Consider the following 16,566-nt stretch of genomic DNA (forward strand, 5'->3'; position numbering starts at 1 on the left):
CCGACGGCCCCGACGGCGCCAAAGGCACCAGCTGGACCACCGACGCCGGCATCGAATACCTCATGGACCCCGAACCCCTCGGCGGCCCGGGCACCGCCCCGAAACCCGACCCCGCCCTCTACGGCACGGGCGAAACCGAAGCCGCGCCCGACCTCGAACCGGCCGACGGCGACGTCGAGACGTTCCACGACGGCTCGGTCTGGAAGAACAAGGTCGTCGGCAACACGCGGGCCTCCGGCAGCGCGGAGACGAAGTCCGACGCCGTCGCGGAAGGCCGCAAGCTCGCGATCAAACGCGGTACGGCCCACTTCATCCACACGAAGGACGGCCGGATCGGCGAGCGCCGGACCTACCCGCGCGCCCGCTCCTGACCTCACTTCTCGGGCATGCCCCCGCGGTCGGCGTCCTCTTCGTCGCTGTCGTTCGCGCGGGGCTCCTGGTCGCGGAACGTCGGCTCGGTGTGCTCACCGGCGATGTCCGCGTCGGCCTCCATGCTCTCGGCGGTCACCGGGTCGATTTCGGGAGTGCTCATAGCTTCCTCCGATCGGGCGAAACCGGGGCATACCCGGCAGCCCGGGCCGCGAAACGCGTTTGCCTGCCGCGGCGCCGGGCATGCCGCCCGGCGGGTCCCCCGGCCGAGGGGCCCGCCACCGAAATCGGAGGAAGCGACCATGGCATCGATGGAGACCGAGGTCCGGCGCACCCCGCGCCAGCTTCTCGCCGCGATCGTGGGAGTGGTTTTCCTGCTGGTCGGGGTGCTGGGGTTCATCCCCGGCGTGACGACCCACTACGACATGCTCAACTTCGCAGGGCACCATTCCGGCGCCCTGCTCCTGGGCATTTTCGCCGTTTCGATCCTGCACAACATCGTGCACCTGCTGTTCGGCGTCGCCGGGCTCGCCCTGGCGCGGACCGCGAGCGGCGCCCGGGCGTTCCTCGTCGGCGGCGGGGTGATCTACCTGGTGCTGTGGCTGTACGGCCTGGTGATCGACCACGGCAGCGCGGCCAACTTCGTCCCGGTGAACACCGCCGACAACTGGCTGCACTTCGGCCTGGGCATCGGCATGATCGCGCTCGGCCTGATCCCGCTGGGCGCCACGCGCAGCCCGATCGCCGACTCGCGGTGACCGGGCCCCGGGCCGGGCGGCCGGGTCACGACGGCCGCCCGGCCCGGCTCCCCGCGTAGGCCCGCTCCCGCAGCCGCCCCAGCCAGTCCGGCGCGAACGCCAGTCCGGCGGGACGGTTCAGCATCGGATCGAACGCCGGCGCGGCCCCGCCCGGCCCGGCCAGCGTCAACACGGCGCTGTCGCACCAGCGCCCGTCCTCGCGGCCGGTCCGGAGCACGAACTCCCACTTCCCCCTCGCTCGCGCCGCGTCGAGTGACGCTTCGGCCCGCGGCGACGACGCCCACGCCCCCAGCCAGACGAGCCGGTCGGCCCGGCGGTACGGCACGAGGCTGCTGTAGGCACCGCCCGTCCAGGTGGCCGCCGGGCGCGGCAACATCCGCCCGAGGTGGCCGCGGCCCGCCGTGGTCAGCAGGATGTCCCACGGCCCGCCGTCGCGGCCCGCGCCGGGGATGCGCACCGCCAGCCCGAGCGCGTCCGGCAGCCGCCCGGGCGTGCCGGCGCCCTTGGACAGCCGCGCGACGACGGGAGCCGCCCCGGCCGGCCAGGGCAGGTCGTCCGCGCTCGCCCGGAGTTCCCCGCGCTGCACCACGCCGACGGGGTGGAAGGCCGGGGCGCGCCGCAGGGCCGCCAGCCCGCGGAAGCCCGCCGAGACGAGGCCGGTCATGTGTACGTCCCTCGAGGACGGGGTATCCGGATCACCCCTCCCGGTACCCGCACGGAGCACCGGGAAACCCGCACCGACTCAAGGAGCCCGTCATCGCCACCGCGGTCCTGTTCGACGTCGACGGCACGCTCGTCGACTCCAACTACCTCCACGTCCACGCCTGGCGCCGGGCGTTCCACGAGCTCGACCGGGACGTCGACTCCTGGCGCGTGCACCGCGCGATCGGCAAGGGCTCCGGCAAGCTGCTGAGCACCCTGCTGGGCGAGGAGGACGCCGGCCGCATCGGCGACCGGGCCAAAGAGCTGCACAGCCGCTTCTACCTGGAGACCGCCGACCTGCTGCGGCCGTTCGACCGCGCCCCCGACCTCGTCCGCGAGCTGGCCGGCCGCGGCGTGCGCGTGGTGCTGGCGACGTCGGCGGGGCCGGACGAGCTCGAGGTGCTGCGCAAGGTCCTCGACGTCGACGACGTGGTCGCCGGCATCGTGTCCGGCGCCGACGTCGAGGCGACGAAGCCCGACCCGGAGCCGGTGTTCGCCGCGCTCGAGAAGGCCGGGACGGCACCGGAGGAGACGATCTTCGTCGGCGACGCGGTCTGGGACGTCCACGCCGCCACGAAGGCCGGCGTGCGCACGGTCTCGGTGCTCTCCGGCGGTGTCGGCGCGGCGGAACTGACCGACGCCGGCGCGGTCGCGGTGTACAGCGACGCCGCGACGCTGCTGACCCGGCTGGACGAAAGCGTGCTGATCAGCTGACCTTGCCGGCGACCAGCCGCTCCACCAGCCCGAGCTTGAACCGCTCCCGCTGGTCGATCGGCAGCCCGAGCGCCTCGACGAGCTTCAGCGGCCGCCGCCGGAAGTGCTCGCCCGCCAGCGGAACGCTCGCCAGCTCGAGCAGCCACTGCACGGCCCGCACGAGCCGCGACGACGACGTCACGTGGTCGACCAGGATCAGCCGCCCGCCCGGCCGCAGCACCCGCACCATCTCCCCGACCGCGGCGGCGGGGTCGGGGATGGCGCAGAGGCCGAACGTGCACAGAACGGTGTCGAAGGACGCTTCGGCGAACGGCAGCTCGTGGGCGCTCCCTTGGCGGAGGGTCACCGGCCGGCCGAGCCGCTGCGCGCGCTCCCGGGCGATGGCGAGCATCCCCTCGCTGAGATCGAGGCCGGTGAGCGTCACCTCCGCCGGGTAGCACGGGAGGTTCAGCCCGGTCCCGACCGCGACCTCGAGGACCTCGCCGACGGCCCGACCGCAAGCCCACTCCCGGGAGTCGCCGAAGAGACGGCGGTCCCAGACGCCCATCTCCGCGTCGTAGGTCGTGGACTTGCGGTCCCAGTACCGACGCCACCGCTCCGCCTTCGTCATGCCCCCAGCGAAGCACGGACGACGTCAGCCGAACATGCCCGGCTCGTAGGCGCCGCCCTTCTGGTGGACGATCACCGCGAGCCGGTTGGCCGCGTTCATCTGCGCGACCAGGGCGATCAACGCGGCGACCCGGTCGTCGTCGTAGTGCTTGCGGACCCGGGCCCAGGTCTCGTCGGAGACGCCGCGCGCGGCGTCGGCGATCCGGGTGCCCTCCTCGGCCAGCGCGAGGGCCGCCTGCTCGGCCTCGGTGAACACCGTGGCCTCCCGCCAGGCCGCGACCAGGTTGATCCGCACGGCGGATTCCCCGGCGGCCGCGAGCTCCTTCGTGTGGACGTCGACGCACCAGCCGCAGCCGTTGACCTGGCTGACGCGCAACGACACCAGTTCCTGCGTGACCTTCTCCAGCGGTGACCGGCCGATCGCCAGGCTCGCGGTGCCGAACCGCTTGGCGAACGCGGCGCCGACTTCGTTGCCGGTCAGGGTGAATCGGGGTTCCATGACTTCGTCCTCACTCGTGGTGTGCCTGCGAACGACCACCAGATGCCGGCGGCCCCACGACCCGTGACAGGCCGGCCGGGTGACGACGATCACTGTCACACCGCGGCGGCGGCCGGCATCCGATGGGAAACCCGCGAACGACCCGAGGAGCCACCCATGGCCGACCCCGCCACCGAGGCCTTCGTCGCCCACCGGAACCTGCTGTTCACCGTCGCCTACCAGCTGCTCGGCTCGGCCGCCGACGCCGAGGACGTCCTGCAGGAGACGTGGCTGCGGTGGGTGGACGTGGACCTCGCCGTGGTGCGGGACCGGCGCGCGTACCTGGTCCGGATCACCACCCGCCAGGCGCTGATGCGGCTGCGGGCGCTCGGCAGGCGCAAGGAGTCCTACGTCGGGCCGTGGCTGCCCGAGCCGCTGCTGACCACGCCCGACGTCGCCGAGGACGTCGAACTGGCCGACAGCGTGTCGATGGCGATGCTGCTGGTGCTGGAGACGCTCGGGCCGGCCGAGCGGGCGGTGTTCGTGCTGCGCGAGGTGTTCGACCTGGGCTACGACGAGATCGCCGAAGCCATCGGCAAGAGCCCGGCCGCGGTGCGCCAGATCGCGCACCGGGCCCGGTCCCACGTCGCCGCGCGCCGGCCGCGCGGGCCCGTCTCGCCGGCGGCGACCCGGGACGCCCTGGAAGCGTTCCGGCACGCCGTCGAGACGGGCGACCTGCAGGACCTGCTCGACGTGCTCGCACCGGACGTCGTGTTCCTCGGCGACGGCGGCGGAGTGGTGCAGGCCGTGCTGTCGCCCGTCACCGGGGCCGAGGACGTGGCCCGCCTGCTCGCCGGCGGCCTGGGCAACCTCGCCGTGGGCACCCTGGACGCCGTCCAGGTCAACGGCTACCCGGCGCTGCTCCTCCGTCGCGACGGCCGGGCCGACACGGTCCTGGCGGCCCGCATCGACGACGGCCTCGTGACCGGGATCTACGCCGTGCGCAACCCGGAAAAGCTGTCCCGCCTCGACGAGGCGCGGACGCTCTGCCGCTGACTCACTCGACGTGCGCTGCCGCGGCCAGGATGACCTCGGCGACGGCCTCCGGCTGGGACACCGCGACCGCGTGCGAGGCGTCGATCCGGCGGACCGTCGACGACGCCCGCTCGGCCATGAACTCCTGCGCCTTGGCCGGGATCGCGTTGTCCTGGTTGGCGATCAGCGTCCACGACGGCAGCTTCGACCACGCCGGGGTGCCCTCGAACGGGGCGGCGAGGGCCTGCTGCGCGACCGCCCGCTGGGTCACCGCCAGGATCGCCGCGGTGGCCGCGGGGACGTCGGCGGCGAAGACCTCGGCGAAGTCCTCCGGCTTGATCGACAGCTCGGGCTCGCCGGCGTGCACCAGGACGTTCGTGGTCTCCGGGCCGAGCTTGGCGCCCGGGTAGCGGCCGGACAGCTCGAACACGCTCTCGCCCGCGTCGGGCTGGAAGGCGGCGATGTAGACCAGGGCCTGGACGTTCGGCGCGTCGGTGGCGGCGCGGGTGATCAGGGCGCCGCCGTAGGAGTGGCCGGCCAGGACGACGGGGCCTTCGACGCCCTTGACCACGTCCGCGACGTACGCCGCGTCGGACTCGACACCCCGCAGCGGGTTCGCCACCGCCTTGACCGGATAGCCCTGCTCCTGCAGCTTCGCGATGACCCCGGTCCAGCTGGACGAGTCGGCGAACGCGCCGTGGACCAGGACGATGGTGGGCTTGCTCATGGCTGGCTCCTTCAGAGAGAACGATCGGTCTTTCTGCCAGCTACTCTGGACCACCCGGGCGGCCTTGGCAATGTGACGAAGCCGATCTGGCAGAACGATCGGTCTTTCTCTAAGCTGCGGGGATGAGGACTGCCGAGCCGCACCCGAAGGACCGGCTGCTCGCGACCGCCTCCCGGCTCTTCTACGCCGAAGGCATCCACGCCGTCGGGGTGGAACGCCTGGTCTCCGAGGCGGCCGTGACCCGGGCGACCTTCTACCGCCACTACCCGACCAAGGACGACCTGGTCGCCGCCTACCTCGCTGAAACCAGCCGGCAGATCCGCGCGGCCGTCGACGCGGCGCGGGCAGGCAAGCCACCGCGCGAGGCGCTGGCCGAAACCCTGGCGGTGGTCGGGGACGCGACCTGCGGGGAAGACTTCCGCGGCTGCCAGTTCCTCAACGCCGCCGCCGAGTACCCCGATCCGGCGAACCGGGTCCGCCGGGTCATCGACGACCACCGGCAGTGGTTCTTCGACGTCCTGCGCGACCAGGCGGCGGCCGCCGGCCACCCGGACCCGGAGCACGCGGCGCGCGTGCTCGTCCTCCTGCGCGACGGCGCCCTGCACGGCGGCGAACTCGACGACGCCGAGGAGGTCCGCGCGACACTGCGCCGGGCCGTCGACGACCTCCTGCCCGCCTGAGCGCCGGGCCGAACACGCGTTCAAGCCGCTTTCACCTGCACAAATCCGGCTAATCTAGGCCGAACGGGTTACCTTGGGCACCGAAGGTGACGGAGGTCGACATGGCGGCAGACGACGCATCGCTCGTCCCGGCCTGGCTGGAGCCGATGCTCGCCAAGGCCGACGGCGGCCGGCTGCGCAGCGGCCCGGAGTGGGCCTACGAGTACAAACTGGACGGCTACCGGGCCGCCATGCGGATCGCCCCGGACGGCACGACCGTGCTCACCAGCCGCAACAACATCGACTTCACCGCCGAGTTCGCCGACCTTCAAGGCGTGCTCGCCCCCGCGCTGGACGGCCGCGCCGCCTACCTGGACGGCGAGGTCGTCGTCTACGGCGAAGACGGCCGGATCGACTTCGAGCTGATGCAGGAGCGCCGCGGCCGCTACGTCCGGCACCAGAGCGGGCCGAAAGGGCTGGAGTTCGCCGACGTCCCGGTCCGGTTCCTCGCGTTCGACCTGCTCCGGCTCGGCGACCGGAACCTGCTGGGCGCGCCCTACGACGAGCGCCGCGGCCTGCTGGCCGAGCTGCCGATGCCGGACCCGTACCGCGTTTCGGTGGTCCGTGCGGTCACCTTCGACGAGCTCGCCGCCGACCGCCGCACCCCCGCGGACTTCCTCGCCCACGCCGCGTCCGCCGGGTACGAGGGAGTGGTCGCGAAGCTGCGTTCCTCGGCCTACTACCCCGGCCAGCGACCGGACTCGTGGCTCAAGCACCCGCTGATCCGGACACAGGAGGCGATCATCTGCGGCTGGCGGCCGGGACAGCGCAGCTTCACCGGCACCCTCGGCGGGCTGCTGCTGGGTGCGCACGACCCCGCCACCGGCGACCTGGTCTACATCGGCGACGTCGGCACCGGGTTCACCCAGGCGTCCCGCGCCGATCTGCAGGACCGGCTGGAGAAGATCGAGCGGCGCACGCACCCGTTCGTGACGACGCCGCCGCGGGAGGACATCGTCCGCGCCCGCTGGGTGGAGCCGCGCCTGGTGGGCGAGATCGTCTTCCGCCAGTTCACCCGCGGCGGCCGGGTCCGCCACACGGCGTGGCGGGGGCTGCGCCAGGACAAGGACCCGGCCGACGTCCTGGCACCGCGGGCGGTTCCGCACGAACCCGCCGCCCCACCCCCGGCCCCCTCACCCGAGCCGGCCGGCCAGCGGATCACCGTCCAGGCGGGCGACCGGCGGCTCACACTGTCCAATCTGGACAAGGTGTTGTACCCGGCGGCGGGGTTCACCAAGGGCGAGGTGATCAACTACTACTCCCGCGTCGCGGCGGTGCTGCTGCCGCACCTCGCGGGCCGGCCGGTCACGTTCATCCGCTACCCCAACGGTGTCGACGGCCAGAAGTGGTTCGAGAAGAACGTCCCCAACGGCGCCCCGGCCTGGCTGCGCACGGTCCGCCTGACCGGCTCGGGCGGCACGATCGACTACCCCCTCCTGGACGACCTGCCGGGCCTGGTGTGGGCGGCGAACATGGCGGCGCTGGAGCTGCACGTTCCCCAGTGGACGGTGGAGTCGGGCGCCCGGCAGCTCCCGGACCGCCTGGTGTTCGACCTGGACCCGGGCCCGGGCACGACGATCGTCGACTGCTGCCGCGTGGCGGAGCGCCTCCACGACATCCTGGAGGAAGACGGCCTGACCCCGTACGCGAAGACGTCGGGGTCCAAAGGGATGCAGCTCTATTGCGGAATCCGCACGGACGACCCGTCGGCCCCGTCGGCGTACGCGAAGCGGCTCGCCCGGCGCCTGGCGGCGGAGACACCGGAGTCGGTGACGGCGGTGATGGCGAAGGCGCAGCGGACGGGCCGCGTGTTCATCGACTGGAGCCAGAACAACCCGGCGAAGACCACGGTGGCCCCGTACTCCCTGCGCGGCCGCGACCACCCGACGGCCTCGACGCCGGTGACGTGGGACGAGGTCCGCGCCTGCCGCCACGTGACCCACTTGACCTTCACGGCGGACGACGTCCTGGACCGGATCGAGGAGCACGGCGACCTGCTCGCCGGGCTGGGCAAGGACAGCGCGCCGCTCGGGTGAGCCGGTCAGCTGCGCCCAGGACCCGCTTGAGCAGGCCGACGAGCCCGCGCGAGCCGCGTTGCGGTGGCGGGGAAGTCTCTTTCCGCGGGGCTTCGGGTGCCGTTTCCGGGCGGGTTTGCGGAACCCTGGAGGTTTCCGGCGCGGGGTTTTCGACGCTTTCGGGCCGGAGCGCATGTTTCGGCTGCGGCGAGACTTCCTCGGAGGCCCGCGGCTGGGGAGCCCGCTGGTGCTGCACCACCGGCGCCGGCGCGGTCACCGGCGCGCCGAAGGTTCCCACCCCGGACTCGCCACCGGCCGGCTGCGCCGCTGCGCTCGGCACTGCGGCCGCCGGAGTTTGCTCCGCCGCAGCCGGCGCGCCAACCGCCCGCACGCCATCCCGCGCCCCAGCGGAACCCTCAACCGGCACACCAGCCGACTGCGCCACCGCGCTCGGCACTGCGGTCGCCGAAGTTTGCTCCGCCGCAGCCGGCGCACCAGCGGCCCGCACGCCATCCCACGCCCCAGCGGAAGCCTCACCCGACCCACTAGGGGCCTGCGCCACCGCGCTCGGCGCTGCGGTCACCGAAGTCTGCTCAACCGCGGCCGGCGCACCAACCGCCCGCACGCCACCCCGCGCCTCAGCGGAACCCTCATCCGGCCCACCAGCCGACCGCACCCCATCCCGCGCCCCAGCCGTCTGCACGCCATCCCGCGGCCCAGCGGAACCCTCGCCCGGCCCACCAGCCGCCTGCATCCCACCCCAAGCCCCCGCGGGTATCCCGGCCGCCGGCGCTTCCCCCGGCGCGGCCGGCCGGTCCGCCACCGGCCTCGGGGCCGGGATCTCCCCCGCGATGCTCCCCGACTCCGGCGCCGCCGGCTCCTCACGCGGCAACGCCGGGCGGGCCAGCATCTCCGGGGTGATCACCGGCGTCATCAGCGGGGTGTGCGCCGCGTCCGCGTTCGGCATCGCCGGCTCGCGGGCCGCCGGATAGCGCTCCAGCGGGTCGGCCTCCACCGCCGTCCCGTCGGCGCGATGGCTCCGGATGAGGCCGCACAACCCCAGCAGCCCCAGCAAGCCCGCCAATCCCCACCACACCGTCATGTCGCTCCTCCATTCCCTCGCTCCCCGGATATCCGGCCCCCGGGCGGCCCAACCGAGCGTTACCCGGGTGGGTGACGCCGTCACCCCAGCTTCGGCACGTCGCCCGGGAACGTGATCGGCAGCGAATACAACCCCCGCGCCGTGCGGCCGCCGCCCAACCAGCCGTGGAAGAAGATGTGGTCGTCCAGCACGTCCGCGCCGCCCGGGGCGTCCACCTGGCCGGCGAGCAGGTCGGTCGACAGGAACTTGCCGTCCGCCTTCACGAACGCCCCGCCCAGCGTCGGCGCCGACGCGTAATCCGTGTGGTAACCCGTGCTCTGGAACGTGTCCGCGGAATAGAACAGCAGGTACCGGGACGCGGTCTTCACCACCGAAGGCGCCTCGACGACCGACATCTCGGCCGTCAGGTCGGCCCGCAGCAGCTCGATCCGCGCCCCGGAAAGGGTGCGTCCGTCGGCCTGCAGTTTCTGCGCCCAGATCGCCGACGGTGGCCCGGTCGCCGCGCCGTCACTCTTGTAGAGCAAGAAGCGTGACCCGTCCGTGTCGACGAACGTCTGCGGATCGATGTCGCCGTGGTCGCCGGGCTCGCAGACCAGCGGCCGGTCGCCGGCCGGCGTGTACGGTCCTTCCGCCTTCTTCGCCGTCGCCGCGCCGAGGCACATTTCGCCGCCCGCCGTCAGCGCGGCCGCGAAGTACAGCACGAACGTGCCGTCCGCCAGCTGGGTGACGTCCGGGGCCCAGAACCCGCCGTCCGCCTTCGCCCACGCGGGCACGGCTCCGAGCGCGTCCCCGGCGACGCGCCACGGCCCGTCCGGCGCGGCCGCACTGGCCATCCGGATGCGCGGGCCCGTCGCGAACGCGAAGTAACCCCAGGCGGTCTTGACGACGTCCGGGTCGGGGAAGTCCTGGTTGATCAGCAGCCGTGGCGCGCTGACGGCCGCCGCTTCCGGCGCCACCGCGAACGCGGCCGCGATCGCGATCACCGGAACGAGCAGAAGGTCCTTGAAGCGCATAGGCGATTTTGCTGACACCCCGACGACGTCGGCAACGCCAGGCGGAGGTCGTCACCGGGAAGCGTGTGCCCGGATCGGGTGGATTCGGTCGCACCCCGTGGGGTAGCCGCCGACTCATGCACGCAACGAGCGGCCGCGGGGCGTACCGCGCCGGGCACCCCGTCGGCGAGGCCGAGGGCGCGGCGGCCCGGCAGGAAAAACCGTTGGGAGCGCCGGGAAAGCCGCTCGATCGCCGATCGCCGTTCTTCACCGGGCTGCTCGCCGCGGCCGGCGTGGTCGTCACGATCGCGGTCGTCGAGCTCCTCCTCGCCGCGTCCGACGTCCTGCTCCTGATCGGCATCGCGTTCTTCCTCGCCGTCGGGCTCGAGCCGGTGACCGCCCGCCTCGCGCGCCGCGTGCCCCGTGCGCTGGCCACCGCGGTGGTCGTCGTGAGCGGCCTGGCCGTCCTCGGCGGCGCCATCGCCGCGGCCGCCGTCCCCTTGGCCGATCAGGCGACGCAGCTGCAGGACGGCGCCCCGCGGTACCTGACCCTCCTGCGCGACCACGGCACCCTGCTCGGCCGGGCCAACGACACCTTCGGCCTGGAAGCCGCCGTCCAGTCCGTCCGCCTGTCCGACGTCGCGAAATCGCTCGCGGCGCTGCTCGGGGACGCCCTGATCGTCGTCGTGCTCGCCAGCTACTTCGTCGCCGACTTCCCCCGGATCCGCACCGCGCTCTACCGGCTGGCCCCGCGGTCCCGGCGGCCGCGGGTGATCCTGATCGGCGACGCGGTCTTCCGGAAGGTGGGCGCGTACCTCGTCGGCAACGTCGTCGTGTCGCTGATCGCCGGAGCCGCCACCTTCGCCTGGCTGTGGGCGTTCGACGTGCCCTACTCGCTCGTGCTCGCGGTGCTCGTCGCCATGCTGGACCTGGTGCCGGTCGCGGGTTCGGTGGCGGCCGGCGCCGGCACGACCCTCGTCGCGCTCACGGTGTCGGTGCCGATCGGGCTCGCCACCTTGGGCTTCTTCGTCGGCTACCGGCTGGTGGAGGACTACGTGCTGCTGCCGAAGATCGTCGGCCGCGCCGTCCGCGTGCCCGCGCTCGTCACCGTCGTCGCGGTGCTGCTCGGGTTCGAGCTGCTCGGCGTCGTCGGCGCGTTCGTCGCGGTGCCGGTCGCGGCCGCGGTGCTGCTCGTCGTGCGGGAAGTGGCCGTGCACCGGCTCGACCGGACATGAGGAAACCGCCGCGCGGGGCGCACCCGCGCGGCGGTCCGACCGGATGGGTCAGTTGCCCTGGGCGGTGCCGCCGTCGGCGATCTCACCGGCGGAGCAGTTGTCCGGGTTCTGGCCCTCGGCCTCGTGCTCGCCCGGGGAGAGCACCGGGACGCCGATGCCGTTGGCGGTGTCCTGCACCGGCACCTGGACGCCGAGGACGTTGATGTTGTTGTCGCAGACGCCGCCGACGACGTTCAGGTTGTGCACGGCGTCGAGGTTGTGCACGTTGCCGACGAGACCGAACTGGTCGGTGGAGTCGACCGGGTGGCCGGCAACGCTGACGTTGGCCGCGGACGCGGATCCGCCGAGCACCGCCATGCCGGCGGCGAGGGTGGTGGCGACGAAGCCGAGCTGCTTGATCACGAGAGAACTACTCCTTCTGGGAACCCGCCGGAGGAGCCCGGCGGGGGATCGGGGAAAGGGAACGGGCCCGGCTTCGGTTCGCCGGGCCCGGGAAGATCCGTTAAGGTGCGGTCAGGCCGGGTGGGACCGGCGCACTTCTCCAGCGTCGTGGCCGGTCCCACCCGGGTCGGCGCCGTCCGGCGTCGCGGCGTGCCCGGAACGCGGAACCGGAGTGTGCAGCTCGCTCCGTGTTCCGGGCGCGCGGTGCGGCGTCGGCATTGGCGACCGTTTTCCCGTGCCCGGAGCCGGCTTCCGCACGCACGGGCGGCTCCGGGCACGGAAAACTCAGTGCCCCTGGCTGGTGCCGCCGTCGGACAGGGCGCTCGAGGCGCAGTTTTCCGGGTTCTCGCCGCTGGCCTCGTGCGAGCCCGGCGACAGGATCGGCACGCCGATGCCGTTGAGCGAGTGCTGCACCGGCACCTGGACGCCGAGGACGTTGACGTTGTTGCCGCACACGCCGAGCGTCCCGTTGACGTTGTGGAGCACGTCGGTGTTGTTCAGGTTCACCAGGCCGACCTGGCCGGTGTAGTCGTAGCCGCCGTACTGGTGGCTCTGGTGGTGCCCGTGGTGGTGGTGCCCCTCCGGGGTGTCGGCCGCGGCGATGCCGCCGGCCAGGAACGCGCCGGCCGCCGCGGTGGCCGTGACGAACCCGATCTTCTTCAGCATGGATTGCTCCTCGGTGAACGATGTTCGGAGAACAGGACGGCAGTGAAGGTGTGTTCTCCGTCCTGCGTGAGGGAAAGGTACTGACGATGGGGCGCGGTTTCCACTTCGTGCCACCATCGTGTGGCTACCGCGAGCCTCTGACCGCGCCGGGTGTGGTCCGATCGGGTTATTTCTTTGCTGACAACGGCTTCCGAGCTTTCCCTTGCAGGGTAAGGAATGTTCCGGGCATGCGAAAGAGCCCTGCACCGGGTGGGCGCAGAGCTCTTTCGCGGGGATTTCCTACTCGGGCCAGGCCTCGGCTTCGGCCGTGAGCGCGGTGGTCACGTCGATTTCGCCGGACCGCACTCGCCACGCGAGTGAGTCCGGCCGGGGCTGCAGAAGGTGCCATCCGACGACGTCTTCGTCGCGGTAGCAAGGGTTTTCGTCGTCGCCGATGCCGAGTGCGGCGAAGTACTGCCGGGCGGGCCAGGTTTCGGGAACCCAGGCACGGGCCCAGCGCACGACGATCCTCGCGAGGTCGTTGCGGCCGTCCGCCGGGTGGATCAGGCGGTCGCCGGTGGTGCAGATCAGGCGTGGTGTGTAGGTCGCGCCGAGTGGCGCGACGGCGAGTTCAGTGTTCATTCCTCCCCCGGTCCACGACAGTGGACGGTGTTGCCCGGCTCGGATGCGCTGCTGCGCTTGCGAAATGGGGCAGGACGGCCGGAGGCGGACGGGCGCACGCGGCGCGTCCCTGCACGGCTCCCTCTTGAACCGGCGACCATCTTACAAAGGACGGAAGGGCGCCGGAAACCGGGCCTTGCCGTCTTCGCCCGTTCCCGTGACAGCGCGCGTGGATGCGGCCGGCGGGGGTACGCCCGGGAAGACCGATTTCCGGAACGGAAGGAAGAACCGGGATGAACCACAAGGCAGGCAAGCTCTGCTGCGCCGGCGTGGCGGCCGCGGCCTTCGCGCTGACGGCGGCGGTGCCGGCATCGGCGGCGCCGGAGTTCGCGGTACCGGCATGGCACCAGCAGACCGACGACGACGGGACGAACGACGGGAACACCCGCGACGACAACGACGACAACGGCCTGTGGGGCCTGCTCGGCCTGGTCGGCTTGCTGGGTCTGGCGGGCTTGGTGCGGCGCGGCCCCAAGCCGGGTGCGATGGCGGGATATCCGGCGGCCGGGGCGAACCCGCCGGCGAACACGTACCCGCCGGCCGAGCCGCGGCGGAACCCGCCGGGCGCTTGAGGAGTGGTTGTGCCGTAGGGCCGGTCCCCACCGGGCGCTTCGGCGCCACCCGTATGGCGCAACGGCTTTTCGCGCGCCTGGTTTTCGACGGCCGCTCGGGCGTGCGCCTTGGGGCGCGGCCAGCCATCGCCCGACGCACGGGTGCCGCAACCGCGCGCCCGCTTCCCGCCGACAGCCCGTGCGCCACCCATCCGGCGCAGCAAGTCTCCGCCCGACGCACGGGCGCCGAAACCACGCGCCCGTTTTCCACCGGCGACTCGGGTGCCACCCATACGGCGCAGCCGGTTTTCGCTGGCAGCTCGAGCGCCGCCGAAACCCCCAGCCCGGCTACCGCCGACGGTCGGCTCCGCGCTCTGCGCTGCGCCATTATCTATACCGCACGTCCGAAAACCGCCGAGCGCCGGGGCCGCCTGACGACCGCGCCTCTGATCACCGCACGATGTCGGAGCACCGCAGAGCTTGCACACCCGGAATCCACCCAGCGCCGGGGCACCACATGCACCGCACCCCTGTTCACCATCCGGCGTCCGAGCACCGCGGAGCCCGCACTCCCGGCTGCCGCCGGATGCCCGGGTGACCCTGGTGCCGCGCACCGCGATTCCTCTCCTCTTCGCGCAGAACGTCCCGGCGCCGTCGGGCGTCGGGACGTTCTGCGTTTTCTTCTCTCCGAATGGCGCCCAGTTGTCAGGTCTCGGCACCGAGGAGACCACAACGACCGGAAAACCAGCCCCGTGGCCGCCACTCAGATTAGCGAAGCGTTCGCCGCGCAAGAAGTGTTTCCGCATCGTACCCTACTTAAGAGTGGCTTTCCCACCCCCTGGCAAATGCGCATGATTACCCATCATTTCTTCCGTTAAACCTCACGATCGGGTGAAAGTCCCGGGTCACTCGGATCTGGCACCGATCGCACCTTCGGTAAAGAAAACACCGCCGATTCAGCCGTATATCGTAACCGTCCGACACGGACGAGTGGTGGCATCACAGCCCGTAGTCGATGCAGAAAAGCGCCGAAGAACCGCTTCACGCGATGTCGATGTTTGTTCCGGGGAACTCGCGAGGCCGTACACCGTGCGAAATCAACCGGTGCCACCGGCCCCTCGGGATCCGCTCGCGTTATCGCCGATCGGCGCTCACCATGATCGCAGTCGGCATCGCACAATCTCCGAGGAGTACGACATGAAAAGTGCACTGACCCGAGCGCTCACGGTGTTCGTCACCGCGGCTGCGGTGACCCTGACGGGAGTGGGGGTGGCGACGGCGGGCGGGCCCGGTGGCAGCGGATCGTCGAGCACCACCAGCGCCGCGGCGGAGGTCCAGGGCCTGCGCGACCAGCTGACGTCGCGCGCGGACAACGGGGACGTGCCCGGCACGCAGGCCACCCTCGCCCGTCTCGACCCGCTGCTGTCGGATCTGGCCCAGGGCAAGCGGTACACCGTCCAGGCCGCCGCCAAGGACAGCGCGGCCACGGCGCAGAAGGACAACGCCGAAGCACGCAAGGGCGTCGACGAACTCGCCGGCCAGCTGGCGTCCCGCCAGTCGCTGCCGCCGGTGTCGGCCCTGCTCAACGCGCTGCTGCAGCGGGTGCTGATCAGCCTTTCCGCGCTGGTGAACGACCTTCTCGGCGGGCTGCCCGTCCCGGTCGGCTAGGCCGGCCGGCACCCCGGACGGACAAGCCGGCGACGGCCCGGCGCGGTTCCTCCCGCGCCGGGCTTTCGTCGTGCCGCACGAAGAAGCCCGGTACGGCAGGAACCGCACCGGGCTTTCGTTGTCGCACAGGCTATTCGTAGACGACGTAGGCGGGCGTCGGGCTCAGCGCCAGGACGTCCGCCGGGGTCATCAGGTCCGCGCCGCGGCGGGTGTCCTCCTCGAAGAACAGCTTGAAGCCCGGCCGCACGTGGGCGGGCATGGTCGTCATCAGCGTCTTCCAGGTCGCCTTTTTGGCGGCGGCCGAACCGATGCCGTCGACGACCTTGACGACCGAGACGCCCTTGTGCGGCTTGAGAAGCTGCTCGTCCCGCACGACCGACGCGGCGACCTGGTGGTAGATCATGATCTTGGCGGGCAGGCGGTGCGCGTCGGCCAGGCCGCCGAGGTAGCGGGCGACCCCGTCGAGCTCGGCGCCGGTCGTGCGGCCGAACTTCTTGCCGGGGATGACCCCCGGTTCGACGGCCCACTCGGGGTCGAGCGCGACACCGACGTCGGGCTCGGTCAGCCAGCGCTCGTAGGCCTGGACCTCGGGCAGGAAGTCGGCGCGGCCGGGTTGGATGTTCAGCAGCAGCAAGCCGTTCATCGCCCGCGCGGCGTCGAGGTAGTCGCGCACGGTCGAGTCCTCGCAGCGGCTGCGGAACATGCCGTCCTCGCCGGGCGAGCGGTGCACGGTGGTGGCGATCAGCTCGACGACCGGGGTGACCGGACGCCCCTGCGGGAACGTCTCGATCTGGCGGCGCAGCGCACTGCTCGCTTCGGTGAGATTACCGGTCATCCGGCCGAGCGCCTTCGCGCCCGGAGCACCGCAAAAGCCGACGAGCAAGCCCTTTTCGAGCGGGTTCGGAGGTGGTGGCGGCGGTGGTGCCGCGACGGCTGCGGCGGGCGCGGGCACGGCCAGCGCCCTCCCCCGCTGCAGCGCACCGCACGCGCTCGTGGCCAAGCCCGCGAGAGCGGCGGTGAGGACCAGGCGTCGATCGAAGGTTCGTTCGGCGGCGACCGCCTTTTTCGGGACCATCGCGGGAAAATACCCGTCGGCGATCTTCGCCAAACCCGTTTCCCGGCGAT

20 protein-coding genes are annotated in these 16,566 nt (G+C 72.3%); 10 read left to right on the plus strand and 10 right to left on the minus strand.

Features of this window, described 5'->3' with window-relative positions; all coding sequences use genetic code 11:
- On the plus strand, positions 1-371 hold a 371-nt coding region (locus H5965_RS45740), incomplete at its 5' end, for a DUF2188 domain-containing protein (RefSeq protein WP_310977596.1).
- A gap of 2 nt (positions 372-373) precedes the next feature.
- On the opposite strand, the gene H5965_RS45745 is transcribed toward H5965_RS45740, so the two are convergent.
- Entirely contained in the window at positions 374-532 is a 159-nt protein-coding gene (locus H5965_RS45745; protein ID WP_310977597.1) for a hypothetical protein, read from the minus strand.
- Between the two features lie 148 nt (positions 533-680).
- Here H5965_RS45745 and H5965_RS45750 point away from each other — a divergent pair, with 148 nt between their 5' ends.
- On the plus strand, positions 681-1,127 hold the full coding sequence (locus H5965_RS45750) for a DUF4383 domain-containing protein (protein ID WP_310977623.1): 447 nt from the start codon (positions 681-683) through the stop codon (positions 1,125-1,127).
- A 25-nt stretch (positions 1,128-1,152) separates the two neighbouring features.
- Here the strand turns inward: H5965_RS45750 and H5965_RS45755 are convergent, their stop codons facing one another.
- Complete coding sequence (locus H5965_RS45755) at positions 1,153-1,791, minus strand: hypothetical protein (RefSeq protein WP_310977598.1); 639 nt, start codon at positions 1,789-1,791, stop codon at positions 1,153-1,155.
- Positions 1,792-1,898: 107 nt separating this feature from the next.
- Between H5965_RS45755 and H5965_RS45760 the strand changes: the two genes are divergently transcribed.
- A complete protein-coding gene (locus H5965_RS45760; protein ID WP_310977624.1) occupies positions 1,899-2,543 on the plus strand; it encodes an HAD family hydrolase in 645 nt (214 codons plus the stop codon).
- Here the strand turns inward: H5965_RS45760 and H5965_RS45765 are convergent.
- Both H5965_RS45765 and H5965_RS45770 read right to left on the minus strand, forming a co-directional pair.
- On the minus strand, positions 2,536-3,153 hold the full coding sequence (locus H5965_RS45765) for a class I SAM-dependent methyltransferase (protein ID WP_310977599.1): 618 nt from the start codon (positions 3,151-3,153) through the stop codon (positions 2,536-2,538). The two genes, H5965_RS45760 and H5965_RS45765, sit on opposite strands and share 8 nt — an antisense overlap.
- 24 nt (positions 3,154-3,177) lie before the next feature.
- Complete coding sequence (locus tag H5965_RS45770) at positions 3,178-3,651, minus strand: carboxymuconolactone decarboxylase family protein (RefSeq protein WP_310977600.1); 474 nt, start codon at positions 3,649-3,651, stop codon at positions 3,178-3,180.
- A 156-nt stretch (positions 3,652-3,807) separates the two neighbouring features.
- Here H5965_RS45770 and H5965_RS45775 point away from each other — a divergent pair, with 156 nt between their 5' ends.
- Positions 3,808-4,686 (plus strand): RNA polymerase sigma-70 factor, encoded by an 879-nt coding sequence (locus H5965_RS45775; protein WP_310977601.1) that lies wholly within the window; start codon positions 3,808-3,810, stop codon positions 4,684-4,686.
- A 1-nt stretch (position 4,687) separates the two neighbouring features.
- On the opposite strand, the gene H5965_RS45780 is transcribed toward H5965_RS45775, so the two are convergent.
- Complete coding sequence (locus H5965_RS45780; protein ID WP_310977602.1) at positions 4,688-5,392, minus strand: alpha/beta hydrolase; 705 nt, start codon at positions 5,390-5,392, stop codon at positions 4,688-4,690.
- 122 nt (positions 5,393-5,514) lie between these two features.
- On the opposite strand from H5965_RS45780, the gene H5965_RS45785 reads away from it, so the two are divergent.
- From H5965_RS45785 to H5965_RS45795, 3 genes are all read left to right on the plus strand, one after another.
- The gene (locus tag H5965_RS45785) at positions 5,515-6,072 is read left to right on the plus strand and encodes a TetR family transcriptional regulator (protein ID WP_310977603.1); all 558 of its coding nucleotides are present in this window, start codon (positions 5,515-5,517) and stop codon (positions 6,070-6,072) included.
- A gap of 101 nt (positions 6,073-6,173) precedes the next feature.
- Positions 6,174-8,147 (plus strand): DNA ligase D, encoded by a 1,974-nt coding sequence (ligD, locus tag H5965_RS45790; RefSeq protein ID WP_310977604.1) that lies wholly within the window; start codon positions 6,174-6,176, stop codon positions 8,145-8,147.
- Between the two features lie 830 nt (positions 8,148-8,977).
- Positions 8,978-9,118: a hypothetical protein gene (locus H5965_RS45795; protein WP_310977605.1), complete on the plus strand. Its 141-nt coding sequence runs from the start codon at positions 8,978-8,980 to the stop codon at positions 9,116-9,118.
- 190 nt (positions 9,119-9,308) lie between these two features.
- On the opposite strand, the gene H5965_RS45800 is transcribed toward H5965_RS45795, so the two are convergent.
- The gene (locus H5965_RS45800; RefSeq protein ID WP_310977606.1) at positions 9,309-10,241 is read right to left on the minus strand and encodes a glycoside hydrolase family 43 protein; all 933 of its coding nucleotides are present in this window, start codon (positions 10,239-10,241) and stop codon (positions 9,309-9,311) included.
- Positions 10,242-10,357: 116 nt separating this feature from the next.
- Here H5965_RS45800 and H5965_RS45805 point away from each other — a divergent pair, with 116 nt between their 5' ends.
- Complete coding sequence (locus H5965_RS45805; RefSeq protein WP_310977607.1) at positions 10,358-11,455, plus strand: AI-2E family transporter; 1,098 nt, start codon at positions 10,358-10,360, stop codon at positions 11,453-11,455.
- A gap of 48 nt (positions 11,456-11,503) precedes the next feature.
- Here H5965_RS45805 and H5965_RS45810 read toward each other — a convergent pair whose 3' ends face one another.
- From H5965_RS45810 to H5965_RS45820, 3 genes are all read right to left on the minus strand, one after another.
- Positions 11,504-11,857 (minus strand): hypothetical protein, encoded by a 354-nt coding sequence (locus H5965_RS45810; protein WP_310977608.1) that lies wholly within the window; start codon positions 11,855-11,857, stop codon positions 11,504-11,506.
- Positions 11,858-12,181: 324 nt separating this feature from the next.
- Positions 12,182-12,562 carry a hypothetical protein gene (locus tag H5965_RS45815; protein ID WP_310977609.1) on the minus strand — a complete coding sequence of 127 codons (381 nt, stop codon included), beginning with the start codon at positions 12,560-12,562 and terminating at the stop codon, positions 12,182-12,184.
- A gap of 279 nt (positions 12,563-12,841) precedes the next feature.
- On the minus strand, positions 12,842-13,183 hold the full coding sequence (locus tag H5965_RS45820) for a hypothetical protein (protein ID WP_086843416.1): 342 nt from the start codon (positions 13,181-13,183) through the stop codon (positions 12,842-12,844).
- A gap of 272 nt (positions 13,184-13,455) precedes the next feature.
- Here H5965_RS45820 and H5965_RS45825 point away from each other — a divergent pair, with 272 nt between their 5' ends.
- Positions 13,456-13,794 (plus strand): WGxxGxxG family protein, encoded by a 339-nt coding sequence (locus H5965_RS45825; RefSeq protein WP_310977610.1) that lies wholly within the window; start codon positions 13,456-13,458, stop codon positions 13,792-13,794.
- A gap of 1,176 nt (positions 13,795-14,970) precedes the next feature.
- The gene (locus H5965_RS45830) at positions 14,971-15,441 is read left to right on the plus strand and encodes a hypothetical protein (protein WP_310977611.1); all 471 of its coding nucleotides are present in this window, start codon (positions 14,971-14,973) and stop codon (positions 15,439-15,441) included.
- A 130-nt stretch (positions 15,442-15,571) separates the two neighbouring features.
- Here H5965_RS45830 and H5965_RS45835 read toward each other — a convergent pair whose 3' ends face one another.
- On the minus strand, positions 15,572-16,516 hold the full coding sequence (locus H5965_RS45835; protein ID WP_310977612.1) for a hypothetical protein: 945 nt from the start codon (positions 16,514-16,516) through the stop codon (positions 15,572-15,574).
- Positions 16,517-16,566 lie beyond the last annotated feature (50 nt).

The organism is Amycolatopsis sp. 505, assembly GCF_031625235.1.
Lineage (GTDB): Bacteria > Actinomycetota > Actinomycetes > Mycobacteriales > Pseudonocardiaceae > Amycolatopsis.

Excerpts from the sequence above, each read along its gene's own strand:
- H5965_RS45745 (WP_310977597.1), bottom strand. The coding sequence starts at position 532 with ATGAGCACTCCCGAAATCGACCCGGTGACCGCCGAGAGCATGGAGGCC.
- H5965_RS45750 (WP_310977623.1), top strand. The coding sequence starts at position 681 with ATGGAGACCGAGGTCCGGCGCACCCCGCGCCAGCTTCTCGCCGCGATC.
- H5965_RS45755 (WP_310977598.1), bottom strand. The coding sequence starts at position 1,791 with ATGACCGGCCTCGTCTCGGCGGGCTTCCGCGGGCTGGCGGCCCTGCGG.
- H5965_RS45765 (WP_310977599.1), bottom strand. The coding sequence starts at position 3,153 with ATGACGAAGGCGGAGCGGTGGCGTCGGTACTGGGACCGCAAGTCCACG.
- H5965_RS45770 (WP_310977600.1), bottom strand. The coding sequence starts at position 3,651 with ATGGAACCCCGATTCACCCTGACCGGCAACGAAGTCGGCGCCGCGTTC.
- H5965_RS45775 (WP_310977601.1), top strand. The coding sequence starts at position 3,808 with ATGGCCGACCCCGCCACCGAGGCCTTCGTCGCCCACCGGAACCTGCTG.
- H5965_RS45780 (WP_310977602.1), bottom strand. The coding sequence starts at position 5,392 with ATGAGCAAGCCCACCATCGTCCTGGTCCACGGCGCGTTCGCCGACTCG.
- H5965_RS45785 (WP_310977603.1), top strand. The coding sequence starts at position 5,515 with ATGAGGACTGCCGAGCCGCACCCGAAGGACCGGCTGCTCGCGACCGCC.
- ligD (WP_310977604.1), top strand. The coding sequence starts at position 6,174 with ATGGCGGCAGACGACGCATCGCTCGTCCCGGCCTGGCTGGAGCCGATG.
- H5965_RS45795 (WP_310977605.1), top strand. The coding sequence starts at position 8,978 with ATGCTCCCCGACTCCGGCGCCGCCGGCTCCTCACGCGGCAACGCCGGG.
- H5965_RS45800 (WP_310977606.1), bottom strand. The coding sequence starts at position 10,241 with ATGCGCTTCAAGGACCTTCTGCTCGTTCCGGTGATCGCGATCGCGGCC.
- H5965_RS45805 (WP_310977607.1), top strand. The coding sequence starts at position 10,358 with ATGCACGCAACGAGCGGCCGCGGGGCGTACCGCGCCGGGCACCCCGTC.
- H5965_RS45815 (WP_310977609.1), bottom strand. The coding sequence starts at position 12,562 with ATGCTGAAGAAGATCGGGTTCGTCACGGCCACCGCGGCGGCCGGCGCG.
- H5965_RS45820 (WP_086843416.1), bottom strand. The coding sequence starts at position 13,183 with ATGAACACTGAACTCGCCGTCGCGCCACTCGGCGCGACCTACACACCA.
- H5965_RS45825 (WP_310977610.1), top strand. The coding sequence starts at position 13,456 with ATGAACCACAAGGCAGGCAAGCTCTGCTGCGCCGGCGTGGCGGCCGCG.
- H5965_RS45830 (WP_310977611.1), top strand. The coding sequence starts at position 14,971 with ATGAAAAGTGCACTGACCCGAGCGCTCACGGTGTTCGTCACCGCGGCT.
- H5965_RS45835 (WP_310977612.1), bottom strand. The coding sequence starts at position 16,516 with ATGGTCCCGAAAAAGGCGGTCGCCGCCGAACGAACCTTCGATCGACGC.